This is a genomic window from Pseudomonas alkylphenolica, assembly GCF_016009175.1.
Lineage (GTDB): Bacteria > Pseudomonadota > Gammaproteobacteria > Pseudomonadales > Pseudomonadaceae > Aquipseudomonas > Aquipseudomonas alkylphenolica_B.
On the sequence record NZ_JADUCM010000014.1, the window covers coordinates 14,049 to 31,743 of the forward strand.

A 17,695-nucleotide genomic window follows, 5' to 3' on the forward strand; every position below is an offset into this window, starting at 1 on the left:
GAAGTCCGGCCTCGCTTGCGACGCCGGACGCTTTGTAGAGCAGCCTGCTGCGTGCAGCGGCGATCCGGAGGACCGGGTATGTATTTTGTCAAACGATGCACCGCGTTGATGCTGACGTGGGCAGCCCTTCAAGGTACGGCCCAGGCCGCGCCTTACACGGATGTACTGGATCTGCCGGCCGCGCCGAGTGCCTTGACGACGGTTAGCCCGTTGCGTGATGTGACCAGCGCCGGTGCGCGCATGGTGGCGGTCGGCCCGCGTGGCCACATTCTGTATTCCGACGACCACGGCGGTCATTGGCAACAAGCCAGTGTGCCGGCCAGTGCCGATCTCAATGCCGTGAGTTTCCCCAGTGCCGAACAAGGTTGGGCAGTGGGTAACGATGGGGTGATAGTTCATAGCCAGGACGGCGGCAAAACCTGGCAAAAACAACTGGACGGTCGCGTACTGGGCGAGCAGGTGCTGGCCTATTACCGTGCCCAGGCCCAGGCAGCGCCCAACGACGAACGCCTGGCGCAACTGGTGGGCGAAGGTGAACGCCTGGTTGCAGAGGGCGCCGACAAGCCCTTGCTGGATGTGTGGTTCGCCGATGAGCAAAACGGCTTTGCCGTCGGTGTGTTCAACCTGTTGCTGCACACCCGTGATGGCGGCCAGCACTGGACCCCATGGCTGGAGCGCACCGACAACCCGCAAGCCCTGCACCTGACCAGCCTGGCCAGTATCGACGGGGCGCTGTACATCACCGGCGAACAGGGGCTGCTGCTCAAGCTGGCCGCTGATGGCGAACATTTCACTCGCCTGACCACGCCGTACGCCGGCACCTTTTTCGGCGCTGTCGGCAAACCAGGCGTGTTGCTGGCCTATGGCCTGCGCGGTCATGTGGTGCGCAGCACCGATGGCGGCGAAAACTGGCAGATGGTCGATACCGGCCTTGCCAACAGCATCACCGCCGCCAACCTCGACAGTGCCGGCAAGCTCTGGCTGATGAGCCAGGCCGGGCATGTACTGGTCAGCCACGACGACGGCGCCAGTTTTGTCCAGGTGAGTCAAATCACCCGTACCCCGATCACCGGCGCGGCGTTTGATGCCGCAACCGATCTGGTGCTGGTGGGTGAGCGCGGCGTACGCACGCTCGCCGTTGAGTAACCGCCGTCCACATAACAAGAGATAACCCTGATGGCCAATATCCAACAAGACACGTTGCCGGTGATTCGCACCCTCGGTGAATTCGACGCGCGCTCAGGCAACGGGCTGGAACGCCTGGTGTTCAACCATCGACTGCCGTTCATGGTGCTGATGCTGCTGGCTACCCTGGTGCTGGGCTTTATGGCCGTGACGCGTCTGGAGCTGCGGCCCAGCTTCGAAAAAATGATCCCCCAGAGCCACCCCTACATCCAGAACTACCTGGAGAACCGCCAGTCGTTGCGCGGCCTGGGCAACTCGTTGCGGGTAGTGGTAGAGAACACCCAGGGCGATATCTTCGACCCCGCCTACCTGCAAACCCTGCGTCACATCAGCGATGAACTGTTCCTCAGCCAGGGCGTAGACCGTGCCTGGATGAAATCACTCTGGAGCCCGGCAGTGCGCTGGACCGAAGTGACCGAGGAAGGCTTTCAGGGTGGCCCGGTCATGCCTGACAGCTACCAGGGTTCGACTGCCGATATCGAGCAACTGCGCCAGAACATCGAGCGCGCCAACATCGTCGGTAGCCTGGTGGCCCGCGACTTCAAGTCGAGCATGTTGATCGTTCCGTTGCTCGACCACAACTCGGCCACTGGCCGCGGTATCGACTACCACGCATTTTCGCAAAAGCTTGAACAACTGCGCAGCCAGTACGAAGCGCAGGGCCACTACAAGATTCACGTGATCGGCTTCGCCAAACTGATGGGCGACCTGATCGACGGGCTGATCCAGGTGATGCTGTTCTTTGCCCTGGCAGTGGTGACCACGCTGGTGATCATCTACCTCTATACCCGCTGCGTACGCAGTACCTTGCTGGTGGTGTTCTGTTCGCTGACGGCGGTGATCTGGCAACTGGGGATCGTCGCCTGGCTGGGCTATGCCATTGACCCGTACTCGATTCTGGTGCCGTTTCTGATCTTTGCCATCGGCGTGTCGCATGCCGCGCAGAAAATGAACGGCATCATGCAGGACATCGGCCGCGGCACCCATCGTCAGGTGGCGGCACGCTATACCTTCCGCCGTTTGTTCATCGCCGGTGTGACCGCGCTGTTGGCGGATGCGGTGGGCTTTGCCGTACTGATGCTGATCGACATCCCGGTGATCAAGGACCTGGCGATCGCCGCCAGTATTGGCGTTGCGGTGCTGATCTTCACTTCGCTGTTGCTGATGCCGGTGGCCCTGTCGTATGTCGGCGTGGGCCGCAAGGCCGCCGAGCGAGCCCTGCGCATCGACTCGAGGGCTGCAGAACACCGCGGCTTTGGCAAACTCTGGGACCTGCTCGATCGCTTTACCACGCGTAAATGGGCAACCGCCGCGTTGCTGGTGGCCGGTGTCCTGGGGGCAGGGGGCTTTGCCCTGAGCATGCAGCTGAAAATTGGTGATCTCGACAGCGGTGCGCCAGAGCTGCACGCCGATTCGCGCTACAACCGCGACAATGCCTACATCACCGGTCATTACGCGCTGTCCAGTGACACCTTTGCGGTGATGATCAAGACCGCGCCTGAAGGCTGCCTGCGTTACCAGACGCTGGTGCTTGCCGACCGTCTGGCCTGGGAGCTTCAGCAGTACCCCGGGGTACAAACCACACTGTCGCTGACCAATGCGGTACGCCAGATCACGGCCGGTACCTACGAGGGCAACCCCAAGCTCAACAGCATCCAGCGCAACCAGGACGTGCTCAACTACGCGGCACAGCAGGCCTCGGTGAACGCGCCGGAGCTGTTCAATAACGACTGCTCGCTGATGCCGGTGATCGCCTACCTCAAGGACCACAAGGCCGACACCCTCGACCAGGTGGTTGCCATTGTCGAACGCTTTGCCCAGGCCAACAACAGCGACGCAGTGCAGTTCCAGCTGGCCGCCGGCAGCGCCGGTATCGAAGCCGCGACCAATATCGTCGTCCGTGATGCCAACCGCACCATGCTGTTGCTTGTGTACCTGGCGGTGACGTTATTCTGCCTGATCACCTTCCGCAGCTGGCGCGCCACGCTGGTGGCGGTATTGCCGCTGATCCTCACCTCGGTGCTGTGTGAAGCACTGATGGTGATGATGGGCATCGGTGTGAAGGTCGCCACGTTGCCGGTAATCGCCCTGGGCGTAGGCATCGGCGTTGACTACGCGCTGTACCTGCTCAGCGTGCAATTGCACTACCAACGCAAAGGCATGCCGCTTTCCGAAGCCTATGAAAACGCAGTGGCGTTCACCGGACGGGTCGTGGGCCTGGTCGGTATCACCCTGGCGGCTGGCGTTGTCGGCTGGGCCTGGTCCCCGATCAAGTTCCAGGCCGACATGGGCATCCTGCTGACCTTCATGTTCCTGTGGAACATGCTCGGTGCATTGATCCTGATCCCGGCGTTGTCGCACTTCCTGCTGCCCGACCACAAGGTACGCGGCAAGGTGCCCGCCACAGCGACCACCCCCGTCACCGACGCGGGTGCTCAACACTCCCCTCAACAAGCCGAGTCTTTGCATCATGTCTGATTACCTTCCGCCGCTGCGTGACATGGAGTTCCTGTTCAACGAGGTGTTTGATCTCCCGTCCCAGTGGGCGCGCATGCCGGCGCTGGCCGAACTGGTCGACGCCGACACCGCCAGGGCGATTCTCGAACAGGCCGGCAAGGTCATCGCGCAAACCATCGCACCGCTCAATCGCAGCGGCGATGAGCAGGGCTGCCGTTGGGAAGAGGGCAAGGTCATCACCCCGGACGGCTTTGCCCAGGCGTTTCGCACCTACGCCGATGATGGCTGGGTAGGGGTAAGCGGCGATTGCGACTTCGGCGGCATGGGCATGCCCAAGGTGATCGGCGCGCAGGTCGAAGAAATGCTCAACGCCGGCAACCTGTCGTTTGCGTTGTATTCGATGCTGACCGCAGGCGCTGCATTGTCAGTGCTTAACCATGCCAGCGATTCGCTCAAGGCCACTTACCTGCCGGCCATGTACGAGGGGCGCTGGACCGGTTCCATGTGCCTGACCGAGCCACATGCCGGTACCGACCTTGGGCTGATCCGCACCCGCGCCGAAGCGCAGGCCGATGGCAGCTACCGTGTCACCGGTACGAAGATCTTCATCACCGGTGGCGAGCAGGACCTGACAGAAAACATCATTCACCTGGTGCTGGCCAAACTGCCGGACGCACCGGCAGGTGCCAAAGGCATCTCGCTGTTCCTGGTGCCCAAGGTGCTGGTCAACGCCGATGGTTCGCTGGGCAACGACAACGCCGTCAGCTGCGGATCCATCGAACACAAGATGGGTATAAAGGCCTCGGCTACCTGCGTGATGAACTTCGATGGAGCTACGGGCTACCTGGTCGGCGACCTGAACAAGGGCCTGAACGCGATGTTCACCATGATGAACTACGAGCGTCTTGGCGTGGGCATTCAAGGGCTGGCGCTGGGTGAGCGTTCTTACCAGAACGCCATTGAGTATGCCCGTGAACGCTTGCAGAGCCGCGCCCCCACCGGCCCGGTGGCGACCGCTCAGGCGGCCGACCCGATCATTGCCCACCCCGATGTGCGGCGCATGCTGTTGACCATGAAAGCCTTGAACGAAGGCGGGCGGGCGTTCTCCACCTATGTGGCCCTGCAGCTAGACCTGGCCAAGTACAGCCCTGATTCCACCGAGCGCAACCACGCCGAGGCGCAGGTCGCATTGCTGACGCCGATTGCCAAGGCGTTCATGACCGACATGGGCCTGGAAACCACCGTCCATGGCCAGCAAGTGTTTGGCGGCCACGGTTACATTCGCGAATGGGGCCAGGAGCAGTTGATTCGTGACTGCCGCATTACCCAGATCTACGAAGGCACCAACGGCATTCAGGCCCTGGACCTGGTGGGGCGCAAACTGGTGGCCGACGGTGGCCGCACCTACACCTTGCTGTCGGCGCAGATCAAGGCGTTTGCGCATGCGCTTGACCCATCACGTGCGGAGTTCAAGGAGCCGCTGCTGGCGGCAGTCAACAACCTGGATGAACTGACCGCCTGGGTACTCGACCGTTCCCAGGGCAATGCCCGCGAAATCGGTGCGGCATCGGTGGAGTACCTGCATGTGTTCGGCTATACGCTGTATGCCTACCTGTGGGCGCAGATGGCTGATGTTGCACTGGAGCACGGTGAACAGAAAGGCTTCTACGCCAGCAAACTGGGCACCGCGCGCTTCTACTTTGCGCGGATGCTGCCACGCGTCCAGTCGCTTACCGCCACGGTCAAAGCCGGCAGCGACAGCCTGTTCCTGCTGGATGCCGAGGAACTGTAGACGCCAGGCTTGCCGGCGAAACAGACGCTGCGGTGTACCGGCTACTTCCTGCTGGATGCCGAGGAACTGTAGACGCCAGGCTTGCCGGCGAAACAGACGCTGCGGTGTACCGGCTACAGCGCGTTAGCGTTGTTCGCGGGCAAGCCTCGCTCCTACAAACACTGATAAACCGTGCGCGCGGCGGTTTCCTGCTGGATGCCGAGGCGCTGTAGGAGCCAGGCTTGCCGGCGAAACAGACGCTGCGGTGTACCGGCTACACCGAGTTAGCGTTGTTCGCGGGCAAGCCTCGCTCCTACACACACACATAAACCGTACGCGCGGCGGTCGCCGACAACGCTTACAATCGCTCATCTTTCACCCGAACCAAGGTGTTGCATGAACGATTCTATCGCCCCGGTTGATCTGCCCAAGGCTTACCGCTTGCTCAACCACGGGCCGCCCGTGCTGGTATCGGCCTGCCACGGCGGCGTCGATAATGTCATGGCCGCCGCCTGGGCCTGCGCCCTGGATTTCCTGCCGCCCAAACTCACCGTCGTACTCGACAAAGCCACCCAGACACGCGGCCTTGTCGAGCAAAGCGGGCTGTTTGTCATCCAGGTACCGACGGCGGCTCAGGTCCAGCTGACCCACGATGTCGGTACCCGCAGCCTTGCCGACACCCCGGACAAGTTGCAACGCGCAGGCGTCGAGCTGATGCGCATGCCCGGTCACGAGCAACCGTTTGTAGCCGGTTGCGCGGCCTGGTTGCTGTGCCGGCTGATACCGGAGCCGCATAATCAGGACACCTACGACCTGTTCATTGGCGAAGTGGTCGCGGCCTGGGCCGATACGCGGGTATTCAAGGACGGGCATTGGCATTTCGAACAGGCGGACCCTGCGCTGCGCAGCGTGCACTACATTGCAGGCGGGCATTTCTATGCCATTGGCGATGTGGTCACGGCCAAGGTCGAAGACGAGGACGCCTGAGGCGAACACGCTGATAGAGGAGGGTAAACGTGGCACACACGCCTACCGCACCTCACAGCGCTGATTCAGTAGTTGAACGTATAGCGCAGGATCAGGCGGTTCTCGTTGGCGCTGTCGGCGTAGGTTGAACGGTTGGTGGAGTTGCGCCATTGCACGGCAAGCCCTTTGACCGGCCCGCCCTGAACGACGTAGGTGATGTCGGTCATGCGCTCCCATTCCTTGCCGGACTCACCGCTGGCGCGAAGCCCTGCGGCTTGTGAAGTGTTGACCATTGTCGGGTCGACGTCTTCACCCTTGGCGTATTTGACCCCCAGGGTCAGCCCGGGGACGCCCACGGCGGCGAAGTCGAAGTCGTATCGGGCAAACCACACGCGCTCGTTGGCCGCGGTGAAGGTACTCACCAGCGATTCAGCGAAAATGTAGGTATCGGTGCCGTTGACGAACGCAAACGGGGTGTCCCCCCACGCCTTCTGGTAGCCGCCGCCCAGGGTATGACCCTTGAGGCTGTAGGCCAGGTAACTGGTGAGGGTGCGGTTGTCGACTTCACCCAGACTCTTGTCGCCGGTTTCGTTGGCATCGAACAGACGTACATCGGCGATAACAGCGCCGGTCGACAAGGGCTGGTTCAGTTTGATGCCGAAAAAGTTGGTGCGGTACAGGTCTTCAAGCTCGGCCACGTGGTAGCTCAGGCTCAACGTCGGCAATACTTTGTAGTCGAATGCCAGGTAGTTGTAGTGATCCGCTTCTACCGGGGCATAGCCAGTGGCGGTGAGTGATTCGAAATCGGTGGAGTTACGTTGCTTGACCGCATTGATCCGCAACGCCGAGAAGGTCAGCGGCGCCAGGTCGTTGGAGACCAGCAGGCCACCGCGAAACACTTGTGGCAACAGGCGGCTGTTGTTGCTGGCGAGCAGCGGCATGACCGGGTTGATGCCGCCGATGCGCAATTCGCTCTTGCCCACGCGCGCCTTGGCGGTCACGGTCATCTTGCTGTAGGCATCCTCGACATTGCGCTCGCGATCGTAGGCCAGCAAACCTGAGCCGGTACGGTCCGGGCTGGAGTCAAGCTTGACCCCGAGCAGGCCGAGGGCGTCGACACCAAAGCCAACCGTACCTTCAGTGAAACCCGACTGCAGGTTGAGGATGAAGCCCTGGCCCCATTCGTCACGTTTGTTCTGACGCGCATCGTCATTGCGAAAATCGCGGTTGTAATAGAAGTTGCGCAGCTCAAGGCTTGCCTTCGAGTCCTTTACAAAGTCCGCCATCACCACCGGGGCTTGGGCAGCGATGGCTGTGGCGAGCAGCAGCTTCACAGGGTGTTTCGACATTACAGGCACCTATTATTTTTGTTGTTGTGTTCAGGGGTGAAAGGTTGCGAACGCGCTGACCGGCTCCCGACCGGTCACCAAGGTGTTTTCGATACAGGCAGGGTCGGCGTAGCCAAGGCTCATGCCACACACCAGCATCTGCTCGGGGGCAATCCCCAGTTGTGCCGAGATCAGGCTGTGGTACTTGAGGAACGAGGCCTGCGGACAGGTGTGCAGGCCGCGGCCACGCGCGGCGACCATCACGCTTTGCAGGAACATGCCGTAATCGAGCAGGCTGCCTTGCCCCAGGCTGCGGTCGATGGTGAACAGCAGGCCCACCGGGGCGTCGAAGAAGCGGTAGTTGCGCGCGTGCTGGGCATGCATGCGCGGTTTGTCGCCCTTGTCGATGTCGAGCAGGCCGTAGAGCGCCCAGCCCACTGCCCGGCGGCGGTCGAGGTAGGGCGCTTTCCACTTGTGCGGGTAGTAGGCGTAAGGGTCGTCGTGCTGTGCGGCAGCCTCGGGGTCACTGTCGATCCGGGCGATGGCACGCGACAGGCGCGCCTTTGCCTCACCGGTGAGTACATGCACGTGCCAGGGCTGCATGTTCACGCCGGTGGCGCTGAAGCGGGCGACATCGAGGATGGCCTCGATGTCCTCCTGCGCCACCGGTGTGGGAAGAAATGCCCTGATACTGCGTCGCGTGGTGATGGCCCAGTCAACCGCCTGGTTCACAAGCGTTGCGGTGGCTGGCAGTGGCGATAATCGGTTCATGTCCGTTCCTGCAGGCTGGCGAGTGGCAAAGGCTCAGCGCGACAGCGCGAGGGCCTTTTTCTCCTGGGTCGATTGCGCCCGCGACTGGTTGATCAGGGTGACCGCCAAGGCACCGATAAGGCCTGCCAGGCTGATCGCCATGAAGTTCTGCTGCAGTGGCAGGCTCAACGACACCAGCCAGCCGATCAGTACCGGTGCCACGATGGCGCCGATGCGGCCCACGCCGGAAGCAAAGCCGACGCCGGTGGAGCGGATTTCGGACGGGTAGAAGTCACCGGCGTAGGCATAGGCCAGCAACTGCGTGCCCAGGGTCGAAGCACCGACCAGGAACACCACCGCGAACAGCGCCGTGGTATCACGGGTGTAGCCCAGCAGGGTGAGGGCGATGGCACCGGTGATGTAGAAGCACACCAGCACATGCTTGATGTTCAGCTTGTCACTCAACCAGCCGCCAAACATCGCGCCGGCAATCGAGCCCAGGTTGAATACAATGACGAAATTGAGCGCCGAGCCGAGGCTGAAACCCGCCATGGCCATGAGCTTGGTCAGCCAGGAGTTGAGGGCGTAGACCATGAACAGGCCGGTCATGAATGCGGTCCAGATCATCACTGTGCTGAAGCCACGGCCTTGCTTGAACAGGTCGCGAACCGGTGTTTCCTGAGCAGGCTGCACAGTGACATTGCCGGTTACCACCACCGCGTCGTCAATGGCACGGCCTGGCTCCAGCTTGCGCACGATTTCGCGCAGCTCATCCTGGCGACCGGTCCGCAGCAGATAGCCAATGGATTGCGGCATGCTCCTGAGGATAAACGGAATCAGCAGTACCGGCAGGCCGGCGACGTAGAACACCCATTGCCAGCCGTAGCTTTCGATCAGTTGCTTGGCGGTCAGGGCGACGAGAATGCCGCCCACCGAGTAACCGGCGAACACCAGGGTGATCAGGCGCGTGCGCAACTTCAGCGGCGAGTACTCGCCCATCTGTGCAGTACATACCGGCAGTACACCACCGATGCCCAGGCCAGCGATGAAGCGGGCGATACTGAAGCTGACCGGGTCGTCGGTCAGGCCGGCCACGGCGGTGAAGATACTGAACAGCGCCACGCAGATGGCAATCATCCGTGGACGACCGATGCGGTCAGCCAGCGTACCGAGGAAAATCGCGCCGAGCATGGTGCCCAGCAGCGCCGAGCCCGCCATGATGCCGGCGCTGGTGGGGTCGACATTCATGTCCTGCATGATCGCTGGCAGCGCAGCGCCCACTACGGCCAGGTCGTAGCCGTCGATGATCAGGATGAGCACGCACCAGAAGAGGATGCGCCCGTGGAAGCCATTGAACTTTGAATCGCCCGCTAACGCGTAGACGTTCACCGATTGCATAGCGTGTCTCCTTCGCTGTTGTTTTTGTTTGTGAAGTGCACAGTCGATATGTCAGTAAGCTGGTCTGGACAGGTGAGGGCCACAGCGCAACCTGCTGCGAATCCTAGGGCTGATCGTTGATGCGGCACATGCCCGCGGGCGTCGATGTGTGTGACCGATCTGGGCACATTGGCGTGGGCAGGGGGCAACGGGGAGAGCGGGGCAGGGGTCAGCCTGCCGATCGAATCAGAGCAGGAACTGTCGATCCGGGGGCTGCGCGACCGGATTGGAGCGGCGATAGGCACCTGGGCTTACCCCGGTCCATTTCTTGAACGCCCGGTGAAAGGCGCTGGTTTCCTGAAAGCCCGCCTGGGCGGCGACTTCACAGACGGTCAGGTCCGACTGGCCAAGAAAGTTGATGGCCATGTCGCGCCTGAGGTTGTCTTTAAGGCCTTGGTAACTGATGCCCTCCGCCTGCAAGCGGCGCTGCAGGGTCGAACTGGACATGCGCATCTGGTTGGCTACTTCATCCAGCGCCGGCCAGAGATCCGGCGTGTGGTTGCGCAGACGTTGACGGATCTGGGCACTTAAACTGGCATCGTTACGGTATTTGACCAACAGGCTTGCAGGCGAGTCTTTGAGGAAGGCGGCGAGGCTTTCCGGGGTTTGGGCCACCTTCAGCTTCAAAAAGCATGCGTCAAAACACACCCGGGTCACGGGGGCGGAAAACTCGATGTGCTCACAAAAGCGCATGCGGTAATCGCTGTCGTCCTCCGGCCGTGGCGAACGGAAACTCAGTACCTGCAAGGGTATTCTGCGATTGCCGAGCCAGCACAGCAGCCCGTGCACCAGGATCAGCCAGGTGCCATAACTGAACAGCCTGCGCTCCACACCATGGTCGTGGATGACAATCGACGCCAGGTCTCCCTCCACCTGCAGTTCACCGTACAGGTCATCGAGCCCCAGGCGCAGGAACGCCAGGATCCGGCGCAGAGCCTGCTCGAGTGATTCACAGCCGATGGTGGCATGGCACATCAGGCGAAAACTGCCGCGGCGCAGGGGATGACTGTCGATGGCGAAGAACTCGTCGTCGAGCAGATCCGACAGCGCCACCCACAGCCTGGAGAAGGCGCTGGCACACACGCGGGCATTGGCGGAACAGAGTAACTCCGGATCGATGCGTGCTTGCTGCAGCGGCAGGGAGATATCCAGGCCCCGCTGGCTTGCGCCATACAGTGCTTCACGCACCAAGCTGATGGAAGTGGTTCCTTTATAGGCAGCAAGCATCTGGTCGTCTCCATCCGGTGGTAGAACCCGGAGGGGAAATTAACAGATGGTCACAACGCATGGAGCGTGCATTTTTGCATATGAAAACGGCGTTTTCGGCGTAGGTCATGGATGGGCCTCATTACGCTATGCATCGCGGGGCAAACAGTCAGATGCCGGGTCGCTTGAACGTTGCGCACGCGACACGCTCAACCCCAGCAACCCACCGACCACCAGCGCACCCGCCATGAAGTACATCGCCGCCTGGGTGCTTCCGGTGAGCTGTGTCAACCAGCCCACGGCAATCGTGCTGAAGAACCCGGCCACATTGCCCAGCGAGTTGATCAATGCAATGCCCGCTGCTGCCGCTGCACCGCCAACCACTGCCGTGGGCATCCCCCAGAAAACCGGCAAGCTGCTGATCATCGCCGCTGTTCCGATGGTAAGGCCGATCATCGACAGCACCAGGCTGTTGCCGAACAATGTACCGAACACCACCCCGGCACCACCCATGAAGGCGCAGATCGCGAGGTGCCAGCGGTACTCGCGAAGCCGGTCCGAGCTGCGGCCAACCAGCACCATGCTTATTACGGCGACCGAGTAGGGGATTGCTGTCAGCATACCAATGACCCAAGGCTCGACGACGCCGCTGTTGCGGATGATGGTTGGCATCCAGAAGCTGATGACGTACTGCCCCAGCACAAGGCAAAAATACACCGCCCCCAGCAACCAGATTTTCGGGTTCAACAAACCGTCGCGTAGCGAGTGGCCAGTCTTGGCCATGGCTTCGCGATCTAGCGCCGCCTGCATCCCGCGCTTTTCTTCGGAGCTTAGCCAATGAGCATCGGCAATGCGGTCGCGCAGCAGGAAAAACACCGCAGCGCCCAACGCCACTGCGGGCAAGCCTTCGATCACGAACAGCCACTGCCAGCCGGCATAACCGGCCACGCCATCGAAGTGCTGCATGATAAAACCGGAAATCAGCGAACCGAGCATGTTCGAAATCGGCAAGCCGGCGATGAACAAAGAAATCATCACGCCCCGACGATGACTGGGAAACCAGGTGGTGAGGTAGAAGATGATCCCGGGAAAGAACCCGGCTTCGGCGATGCCGATCAAAAATCGCAACACGTAGAAGGTCATCGGCGTTTCGATGAACATCATCGCCGCCGACAGCAAACCCCAGGTCACCATGATCCGCGCGATCCAGCGGCGGGCACCAAACTTGTGCAGCGCGATGTTGCTGGGAATCTCGAACATCAGGTAGCCGACAAAAAACATACCGGCACCCAGCCCATACACTGCCTCGCTGAACTTCAGGTCATCGAGCATTTGCAGCTTGGCAAAGCCAACGTTCACCCGGTCAAGGTAGGCCACCAGGAAGCAGACAATCAGCAGCGGCATGATCCGCCACGCGGTTTTTCGGTAGGCGCCGTGCAGGTCAGCGTCCGGCAGGCTGCCAGGGAGTTGGGGCAGGGTGGTCATCTCGAGCCTCTTTCTTGTTGTAGGGGCGATGCTTAAATGGCAGTACAGCGGGTCAGAGCGCGCGGCCTCCCGGCCATTCACCGCACGTGCACATGTCCCGGACAACTTCGCGGATCAATTCGCTGATCAGCGTTTTAAGGCGGCTGGCAGGCATCGACGCGCAGCTGCAGATGCCCAGGGTGCGTGACATCCCGTCAGCGGCGATCCGGTGAGCGACCAGCCGGCCGTCATAGATTTCGCGTATGGCCAGGTTCAACGGCATGATGGTGTGTCCGATACCGGCCTCCACCGCGCTTTTGAGGATGTGTACGGAGTTGACCTCCATGGCGATCTGTCCCACGCTCAGGCCATGCTGAGCCACCGCCCGTTCAACCAGGGTGCGGGTGCTGTGGCCATGGGCCGGGCTCGGGAACACCAGCGGCCTTGCCAGCGCCTGCTCCAGCGCCACGTCACCGGCAGGTGGCGCATCCGGCGCATTGGTCCGGTGGATCAGGTAGAAGTCTTCTTCGATCAAGGCGCTGAACAGCACCTGTGAGGGCAGGTCGTCGCTGGTAAACAGGGCAAGGTCTACGCGACCATGAATCAGTTGGTCCATGACGTTGCCAGTCAGCTCTTCATTGAGGTGAAATGCTACTCGCGGATAGCGCGCCGCCACCGCCCGCATCAACGGCATGGCGAGGATGGTCGCGACGCTTTGCGGCAACGCTACGATGATCGAGCCGCTGACCGAGTCCGGGTTGCTGGTGACGGCCGCGCGCGCATCGGCCAGGTGTTTGAGCATGCCTTGGGCATATTCGTAGAACACCTTGCCGGCCTCACTGGCGACTACACCATTGTGGCTGCGATGAAACAGCTGCACCCCCAGTTCGTCCTCCAGCGCCGACATCTGTTTGCTCAAGGCCGACTGCGCGACATGCACCTGTCGCGCGGCCTGGGACAGGCTGCCGCAATCAATCACGGCGACAAAGTATCTGATCTGGCGGATTTCCATGGAGGCTTCCTGTAGCACGGGAAGGTGAGGGGCCGGTGATGGTACCGCGTCAGCCTGCAGTGTTCCCGCGAGGAAAAATCTTCCCTGGATTCATCAATTGCTTGGGGTCCAGTGCGGCCTTGATCGCCTTCATGGTGTCCACCGCGTTTTCCCCGTGTTCAACCGTCATGTAATGCTGCTTGGTCAGACCGATGCCATGCTCGCCGGTGCAGCTGCCATCCATGGCGATCGCCCGTTCGGCCAGCCGGTGTGCGGCCGCTTCGGCGCGCTCGACCTCTGCGTGGTCATCAGGGTCGACGAGAATCAGCGCGTGAAAATTGCCATCGCCGACATGCCCGAAGATCGGTGCCAGCAAGCCGTTTTGCGCAAGGTCTGCCGCCGTGGCTTCAATGCAGTCGGCCAGCCGCGAAATCGGCACTACAGCATCAGTGGTCAGGGCACGGCAACCGGGGCGCAGGGCCAGGGCGGCGAAGTACCCGTCGTGACGGGCTTGCCACAGGCGGCTGCGGTCTTCCGGATGTACCGCCCATTCAAAATCCAGGCCCTGGTGTTCGTCGGCGACCATGCGGACGGTCTCAAGCTGTTCCTGCACACCGGTTTCGGAGCCATGCAGTTCGAACAGCAACGAAGGCACTTCTCGCAGCTGTGTTTTGCTGTAGGCGTTGAGGGCGCGCATGGTCAAGGCGTCGAGCAGCTCGATACGGGCGATGGGCACGCCCAGCTGGATGATCTGGATCACCGCGCGTACAGCGTGGTCGACACTGGGGAAGCGGCACACGGCGGCCGAGATGGCCTCGGGGATCGGGTGCAGCTTGACGGTCAGCTCGGCGAGGGTCGCGAGTGTACCGCCGGAGCCCACCAGCAAATGGGTCAGGTCGTAGCCTGCAGCAGACTTGCGTGCCCGGCCACCGGTGTTGATCACACGCCCGTCGGCCAGCACGGCGGTCGTGCCCAGCACGTTTTCGCGCATGGTGCCGTAGCGCACGGCGTTGGTGCCGGAGGCGCGGGTAGAGGCCATCCCGCCCAAAGAAGCATCGGCGCCAGGGTCTATGGGAAAGAACAACCCGGTTCCATGCAAGGCGGCGTTGAGCTGTTTGCGGGTTACGCCCGGTTGTACGGTGGCATCCATGTCATCGACGCGAATTTCGACAATCTGGTTCATGCCCGAGACATCAATGCTCACGCCGCCGTGAGCGGCCTGCAACCAGCCCTCAAGGGACGTGCCGCTGCCATAGGCGATCATCGGCACATCGTGGCGGTAGCAGGCGGCGCTGATGCTGACGATATCGTCGAGGCTGTTGGCGTAAGCAACGGCATCCGGTGGCATCGGATCGAGAGCGGAACTATCGCTGCCATGGTGCTCACACACACTGGCGGAGGTGGAGAAGCGGTCACCAAGCAACAGGCGCAGGTCATCGCACAGGGAGAGGGGAAGGGGCATCGAGCAGTCTCCGGTTATTGTTCACCGCGTAAAATTTGCGGCATTTTTAGGGAGTTATTGCTCATCTTAGGCAGGCTTTGGCCAACACTCGTAGTGCTAATTTCAGATAGAGTCATCTCTTAAAGAGATGGCCTTGTTGTAGGAGCGCTTAATGGCTGGCGCGAAAGAAGGGAAGGTTTTAACGCCATCCGAATGGCAAGCGCAAATATAACTCAACTAAATAGTCATTTAGTTGAGTTATATAAAATGCTTATTAAAAGAGCAGGGCAGTACAGTACCGTCGTACTCATCAAGGATCAACCGGAGCCTGTGCAAACTCCTCGCGCAGCGTCGCATTCAACCAGCCAATAAACCACGCTACATCGTCTGAAACAGCCAGCTGGGGCGTCAGCACTTCGTAGGTTTCGAGCATCACCGACGCCTCGCTGCAGCGCACCAGCACACCTGCGGCCAGTTCATGCCTGACCAATACGTCCGTCGCCAGCGCGATGCCATGCCCGTGTCGGGCAAGGTTCAAGGCAATGTCGTTGCTCATGTGCGAAGCATCTGCTTTGACCCGGCGCGCGACGTTTATTGCTGCAAACCAGCTGTTCCACCAGGTGCCGTCATCGACATGGATCAACGCACAGGCAGGTAAATCCGTGGCTGCCAACGTGGTGCGCTGCAACGACGCCAGATAAGCCGGCGAGCACACCGGAAACACTTCGGGGCGGATCATTCGTGTGTGCACGCCGGTGTGCTCACCCGGCAGCCCGAAGGCGATACCCAGGTCAGCTTGCCTGGCGTCCACGGCCTTGAACGACGCGTTGGGTTCGATGGCCAGCTTGAGGTCCGGGCGCAGGTTGCGCAGTTGGTCGATATGCGGCGTCAACCAACGTGAGGCAAAAGCCGGTACGCAAAGGATGCGCAGCCAGCGTTCTTCCTTGCGCCGGGCCACGCGTGCGCCGGCGTCGGCAAGGAGTTGCAGGGCTTGCGAAACCGACTGGTAGTACTGCAGTCCCGGCAGTGTAAGCGTTACGCCACGCGGCGTGCGGTTGAACAACTGAACCCCGAGCCAGTCTTCAAGGTTCTTCACATGCCGACCAATTGCCGGCTGAGTGACATGCAGGGCCTGCGAGGCCGCAACATAACTGCCCAGGCGGGCGGCCGCTTCAAAGGCGCGAATGGCATTTAGCGGCGGTAGCCGTTCAGTAGGCATGGGCTCACAGCTGTTAGTTTTATTAATATCGAGCCAGACTTTATGTTGCTTTTCGAATTCCGGCAAGTTGATATCTTCGACTTCGACGTATTGAAGTTCATTGAAATGTCGAGGAATACCGATGTTGCCCACAATAATAACTAAGCACTCCCTACGAACTTTTTCCCTTCGTGCGCTGGCGGTTGCCGTGCTGGGAATTACCCATGCAGGTGCCAGCCTGGCAGCTCAACCCGTTGTGAAATGTGGCGTGCCGGGCCTTACGGTGTGCCCGCAACCCTACGACAAAACGCTCCCGGATCCGCATGCCATGTTGACCTGGGACCAGGACACCCGTGTAGTGGGTTTTCGCAATACCTACCGGTTGTATGAAGGCGATGTCTTCAGCACAAAAGACGCCAAACCTTATCCCTTGCCCGCATCGAGCCAGCCGCTACCAGCCATTCACTATTCAATGAACGGCACCCGGCATACGCTCGATGACTACCTGGCCAACCAGAGCGTAACCGGCTTGTTGATTCTCAAGGACGGCAAGATCGCCTATGAGTATTACGGCAAAGGCAATACAGCCAACACGCTGTGGACGTCGCGTTCAGTCGCCAAATCGGTGGTCAGCGTGCTGGTCGGCGCGGCGATAAAAGAGGGCAAGATCAAGTCGGTAGATGACAAGATCACCCTGTATATCCCCGAACTCAAGGGCACCGCCTGGGAAGATGTGACCCTGCATCAACTGATGCAGCACACCTCAGGCGTGGTCTGGGATGAAAACTACGCGTCACCGGACTCCGATTTCTCCCACATGACCCAGTGCGAGGCCAAGCCGGCGCCTTATGATTGCGTGCTCAACCTGGTCAAATCGGTCAAGCGCAAACCCGGCGTCAAGCCTGGTGAGGTATGGTCCTACAACACCGGCGGCGCCTGGCTGGTGGGTCGAGTATTGGAAAATGCCACCGGCATGACCATTGCCAAATACCTGGAAAGTCGCGTGTGGAGCCGTTATGGCATGCAACAGGACGGCGTCTGGCACGCGCTGGTCAAAGACAAAGTCGACATGGGCGGCCATGGCTTCAATGCCTCGTTGCGTGACTGGGGTCGCTTTGGTCAGTTCGTCATGAGCGGCGGACAATTGCCATCCGGTGAGAAACTCCTGCCGAATGACTGGATTGCACGCTCGACGCACTGGACGACGGCCAAAGGCTCAGTCACGCCATCGGCACCCAATGGCCAATATGGCTATCAATGGTGGTTCTCGGCACCGGCGCCAGATGCCAACGCCGATCCGATCAAGACGCCAACCAGTGACCAGACATTCTGGGCGTTAGGCATCTTCGGTCAATCCATCGCGATCAACCCGGCGGAGAAACTGGTGATGGTTCAGTGGTCGACCTGGAAGAACGCAGAAACGCCAAGTTCGCTGTATGACGAGCAGGCGTTGTTTGTGAATGCAGTGAGTGAAGCGCTGGACGCTGCGCAGTAACATTGA

13 protein-coding genes are annotated in these 17,695 nt (G+C 60.8%); 5 read left to right on the top strand and 8 right to left on the bottom strand.

What is annotated here, in order from left to right; all coding sequences use genetic code 11:
• Positions 1-78 precede the first annotated feature (78 nt).
• From I5S59_RS13975 to I5S59_RS13990, 4 genes are all read left to right on the top strand, one after another.
• Complete coding sequence (locus I5S59_RS13975) at positions 79-1,146, top strand: WD40/YVTN/BNR-like repeat-containing protein (protein WP_197877140.1); 1,068 nt, start codon at positions 79-81, stop codon at positions 1,144-1,146.
• A gap of 30 nt (positions 1,147-1,176) precedes the next feature.
• Positions 1,177-3,663 carry an efflux RND transporter permease subunit gene (locus I5S59_RS13980; RefSeq protein WP_197877141.1) on the top strand — a complete coding sequence of 829 codons (2,487 nt, stop codon included), beginning with the start codon at positions 1,177-1,179 and terminating at the stop codon, positions 3,661-3,663.
• Positions 3,656-5,434: an acyl-CoA dehydrogenase C-terminal domain-containing protein gene (locus tag I5S59_RS13985; protein ID WP_197877142.1), complete on the top strand. Its 1,779-nt coding sequence runs from the start codon at positions 3,656-3,658 to the stop codon at positions 5,432-5,434. The genes I5S59_RS13980 and I5S59_RS13985 overlap by 8 nt, the downstream gene beginning before the upstream one ends.
• 375 nt (positions 5,435-5,809) lie before the next feature.
• On the top strand, positions 5,810-6,400 hold the full coding sequence (locus I5S59_RS13990) for a flavin reductase family protein (RefSeq protein ID WP_197877143.1): 591 nt from the start codon (positions 5,810-5,812) through the stop codon (positions 6,398-6,400).
• A gap of 65 nt (positions 6,401-6,465) precedes the next feature.
• On the opposite strand, the gene I5S59_RS13995 is transcribed toward I5S59_RS13990, so the two are convergent.
• The 8 genes from I5S59_RS13995 to I5S59_RS14030 form a co-directional block, all read right to left on the bottom strand.
• On the bottom strand, positions 6,466-7,728 hold the full coding sequence (locus I5S59_RS13995; protein ID WP_197877144.1) for an OprD family porin: 1,263 nt from the start codon (positions 7,726-7,728) through the stop codon (positions 6,466-6,468).
• Between the two features lie 30 nt (positions 7,729-7,758).
• The gene (locus I5S59_RS14000) at positions 7,759-8,478 is read right to left on the bottom strand and encodes a nitroreductase (RefSeq protein WP_197877145.1); all 720 of its coding nucleotides are present in this window, start codon (positions 8,476-8,478) and stop codon (positions 7,759-7,761) included.
• A gap of 33 nt (positions 8,479-8,511) precedes the next feature.
• Complete coding sequence (locus tag I5S59_RS14005) at positions 8,512-9,855, bottom strand: MFS transporter (protein ID WP_197877146.1); 1,344 nt, start codon at positions 9,853-9,855, stop codon at positions 8,512-8,514.
• A gap of 225 nt (positions 9,856-10,080) precedes the next feature.
• Positions 10,081-11,121 (bottom strand): AraC family transcriptional regulator, encoded by a 1,041-nt coding sequence (locus tag I5S59_RS14010; protein ID WP_197877147.1) that lies wholly within the window; start codon positions 11,119-11,121, stop codon positions 10,081-10,083.
• Positions 11,122-11,247: 126 nt separating this feature from the next.
• Positions 11,248-12,585: an MFS transporter gene (locus I5S59_RS14015; RefSeq protein ID WP_197877148.1), complete on the bottom strand. Its 1,338-nt coding sequence runs from the start codon at positions 12,583-12,585 to the stop codon at positions 11,248-11,250.
• Between the two features lie 52 nt (positions 12,586-12,637).
• Positions 12,638-13,576, bottom strand: coding sequence for a LysR family transcriptional regulator (locus tag I5S59_RS14020; protein WP_197877149.1), 939 nt, complete (start codon positions 13,574-13,576; stop codon positions 12,638-12,640).
• Positions 13,577-13,625: 49 nt separating this feature from the next.
• Entirely contained in the window at positions 13,626-15,017 is a 1,392-nt protein-coding gene (locus tag I5S59_RS14025) for an FAD-binding oxidoreductase (protein ID WP_197877150.1), read from the bottom strand.
• Positions 15,018-15,306: 289 nt separating this feature from the next.
• Positions 15,307-16,215 (bottom strand): LysR substrate-binding domain-containing protein, encoded by a 909-nt coding sequence (locus tag I5S59_RS14030; RefSeq protein ID WP_197877151.1) that lies wholly within the window; start codon positions 16,213-16,215, stop codon positions 15,307-15,309.
• Between the two features lie 307 nt (positions 16,216-16,522).
• Here I5S59_RS14030 and I5S59_RS14035 point away from each other — a divergent pair, with 307 nt between their 5' ends.
• Positions 16,523-17,689, top strand: a complete 1,167-nt coding sequence (locus I5S59_RS14035; protein WP_232239752.1) for a serine hydrolase domain-containing protein — start codon at positions 16,523-16,525, stop codon at positions 17,687-17,689.
• Positions 17,690-17,695 lie beyond the last annotated feature (6 nt).

Excerpts from the sequence above, each read along its gene's own strand:
- I5S59_RS13975 (WP_197877140.1), top strand. The coding sequence starts at position 79 with ATGTATTTTGTCAAACGATGCACCGCGTTGATGCTGACGTGGGCAGCC.
- I5S59_RS13980 (WP_197877141.1), top strand. The coding sequence starts at position 1,177 with ATGGCCAATATCCAACAAGACACGTTGCCGGTGATTCGCACCCTCGGT.
- I5S59_RS13985 (WP_197877142.1), top strand. The coding sequence starts at position 3,656 with ATGTCTGATTACCTTCCGCCGCTGCGTGACATGGAGTTCCTGTTCAAC.
- I5S59_RS13990 (WP_197877143.1), top strand. The coding sequence starts at position 5,810 with ATGAACGATTCTATCGCCCCGGTTGATCTGCCCAAGGCTTACCGCTTG.
- I5S59_RS13995 (WP_197877144.1), bottom strand. The coding sequence starts at position 7,728 with ATGTCGAAACACCCTGTGAAGCTGCTGCTCGCCACAGCCATCGCTGCC.
- I5S59_RS14000 (WP_197877145.1), bottom strand. The coding sequence starts at position 8,478 with ATGAACCGATTATCGCCACTGCCAGCCACCGCAACGCTTGTGAACCAG.
- I5S59_RS14005 (WP_197877146.1), bottom strand. The coding sequence starts at position 9,855 with ATGCAATCGGTGAACGTCTACGCGTTAGCGGGCGATTCAAAGTTCAAT.
- I5S59_RS14010 (WP_197877147.1), bottom strand. The coding sequence starts at position 11,121 with ATGCTTGCTGCCTATAAAGGAACCACTTCCATCAGCTTGGTGCGTGAA.
- I5S59_RS14015 (WP_197877148.1), bottom strand. The coding sequence starts at position 12,585 with ATGACCACCCTGCCCCAACTCCCTGGCAGCCTGCCGGACGCTGACCTG.
- I5S59_RS14020 (WP_197877149.1), bottom strand. The coding sequence starts at position 13,576 with ATGGAAATCCGCCAGATCAGATACTTTGTCGCCGTGATTGATTGCGGC.
- I5S59_RS14025 (WP_197877150.1), bottom strand. The coding sequence starts at position 15,017 with ATGCCCCTTCCCCTCTCCCTGTGCGATGACCTGCGCCTGTTGCTTGGT.
- I5S59_RS14030 (WP_197877151.1), bottom strand. The coding sequence starts at position 16,215 with ATGCCTACTGAACGGCTACCGCCGCTAAATGCCATTCGCGCCTTTGAA.
- I5S59_RS14035 (WP_232239752.1), top strand. The coding sequence starts at position 16,523 with ATGTTGACCTGGGACCAGGACACCCGTGTAGTGGGTTTTCGCAATACC.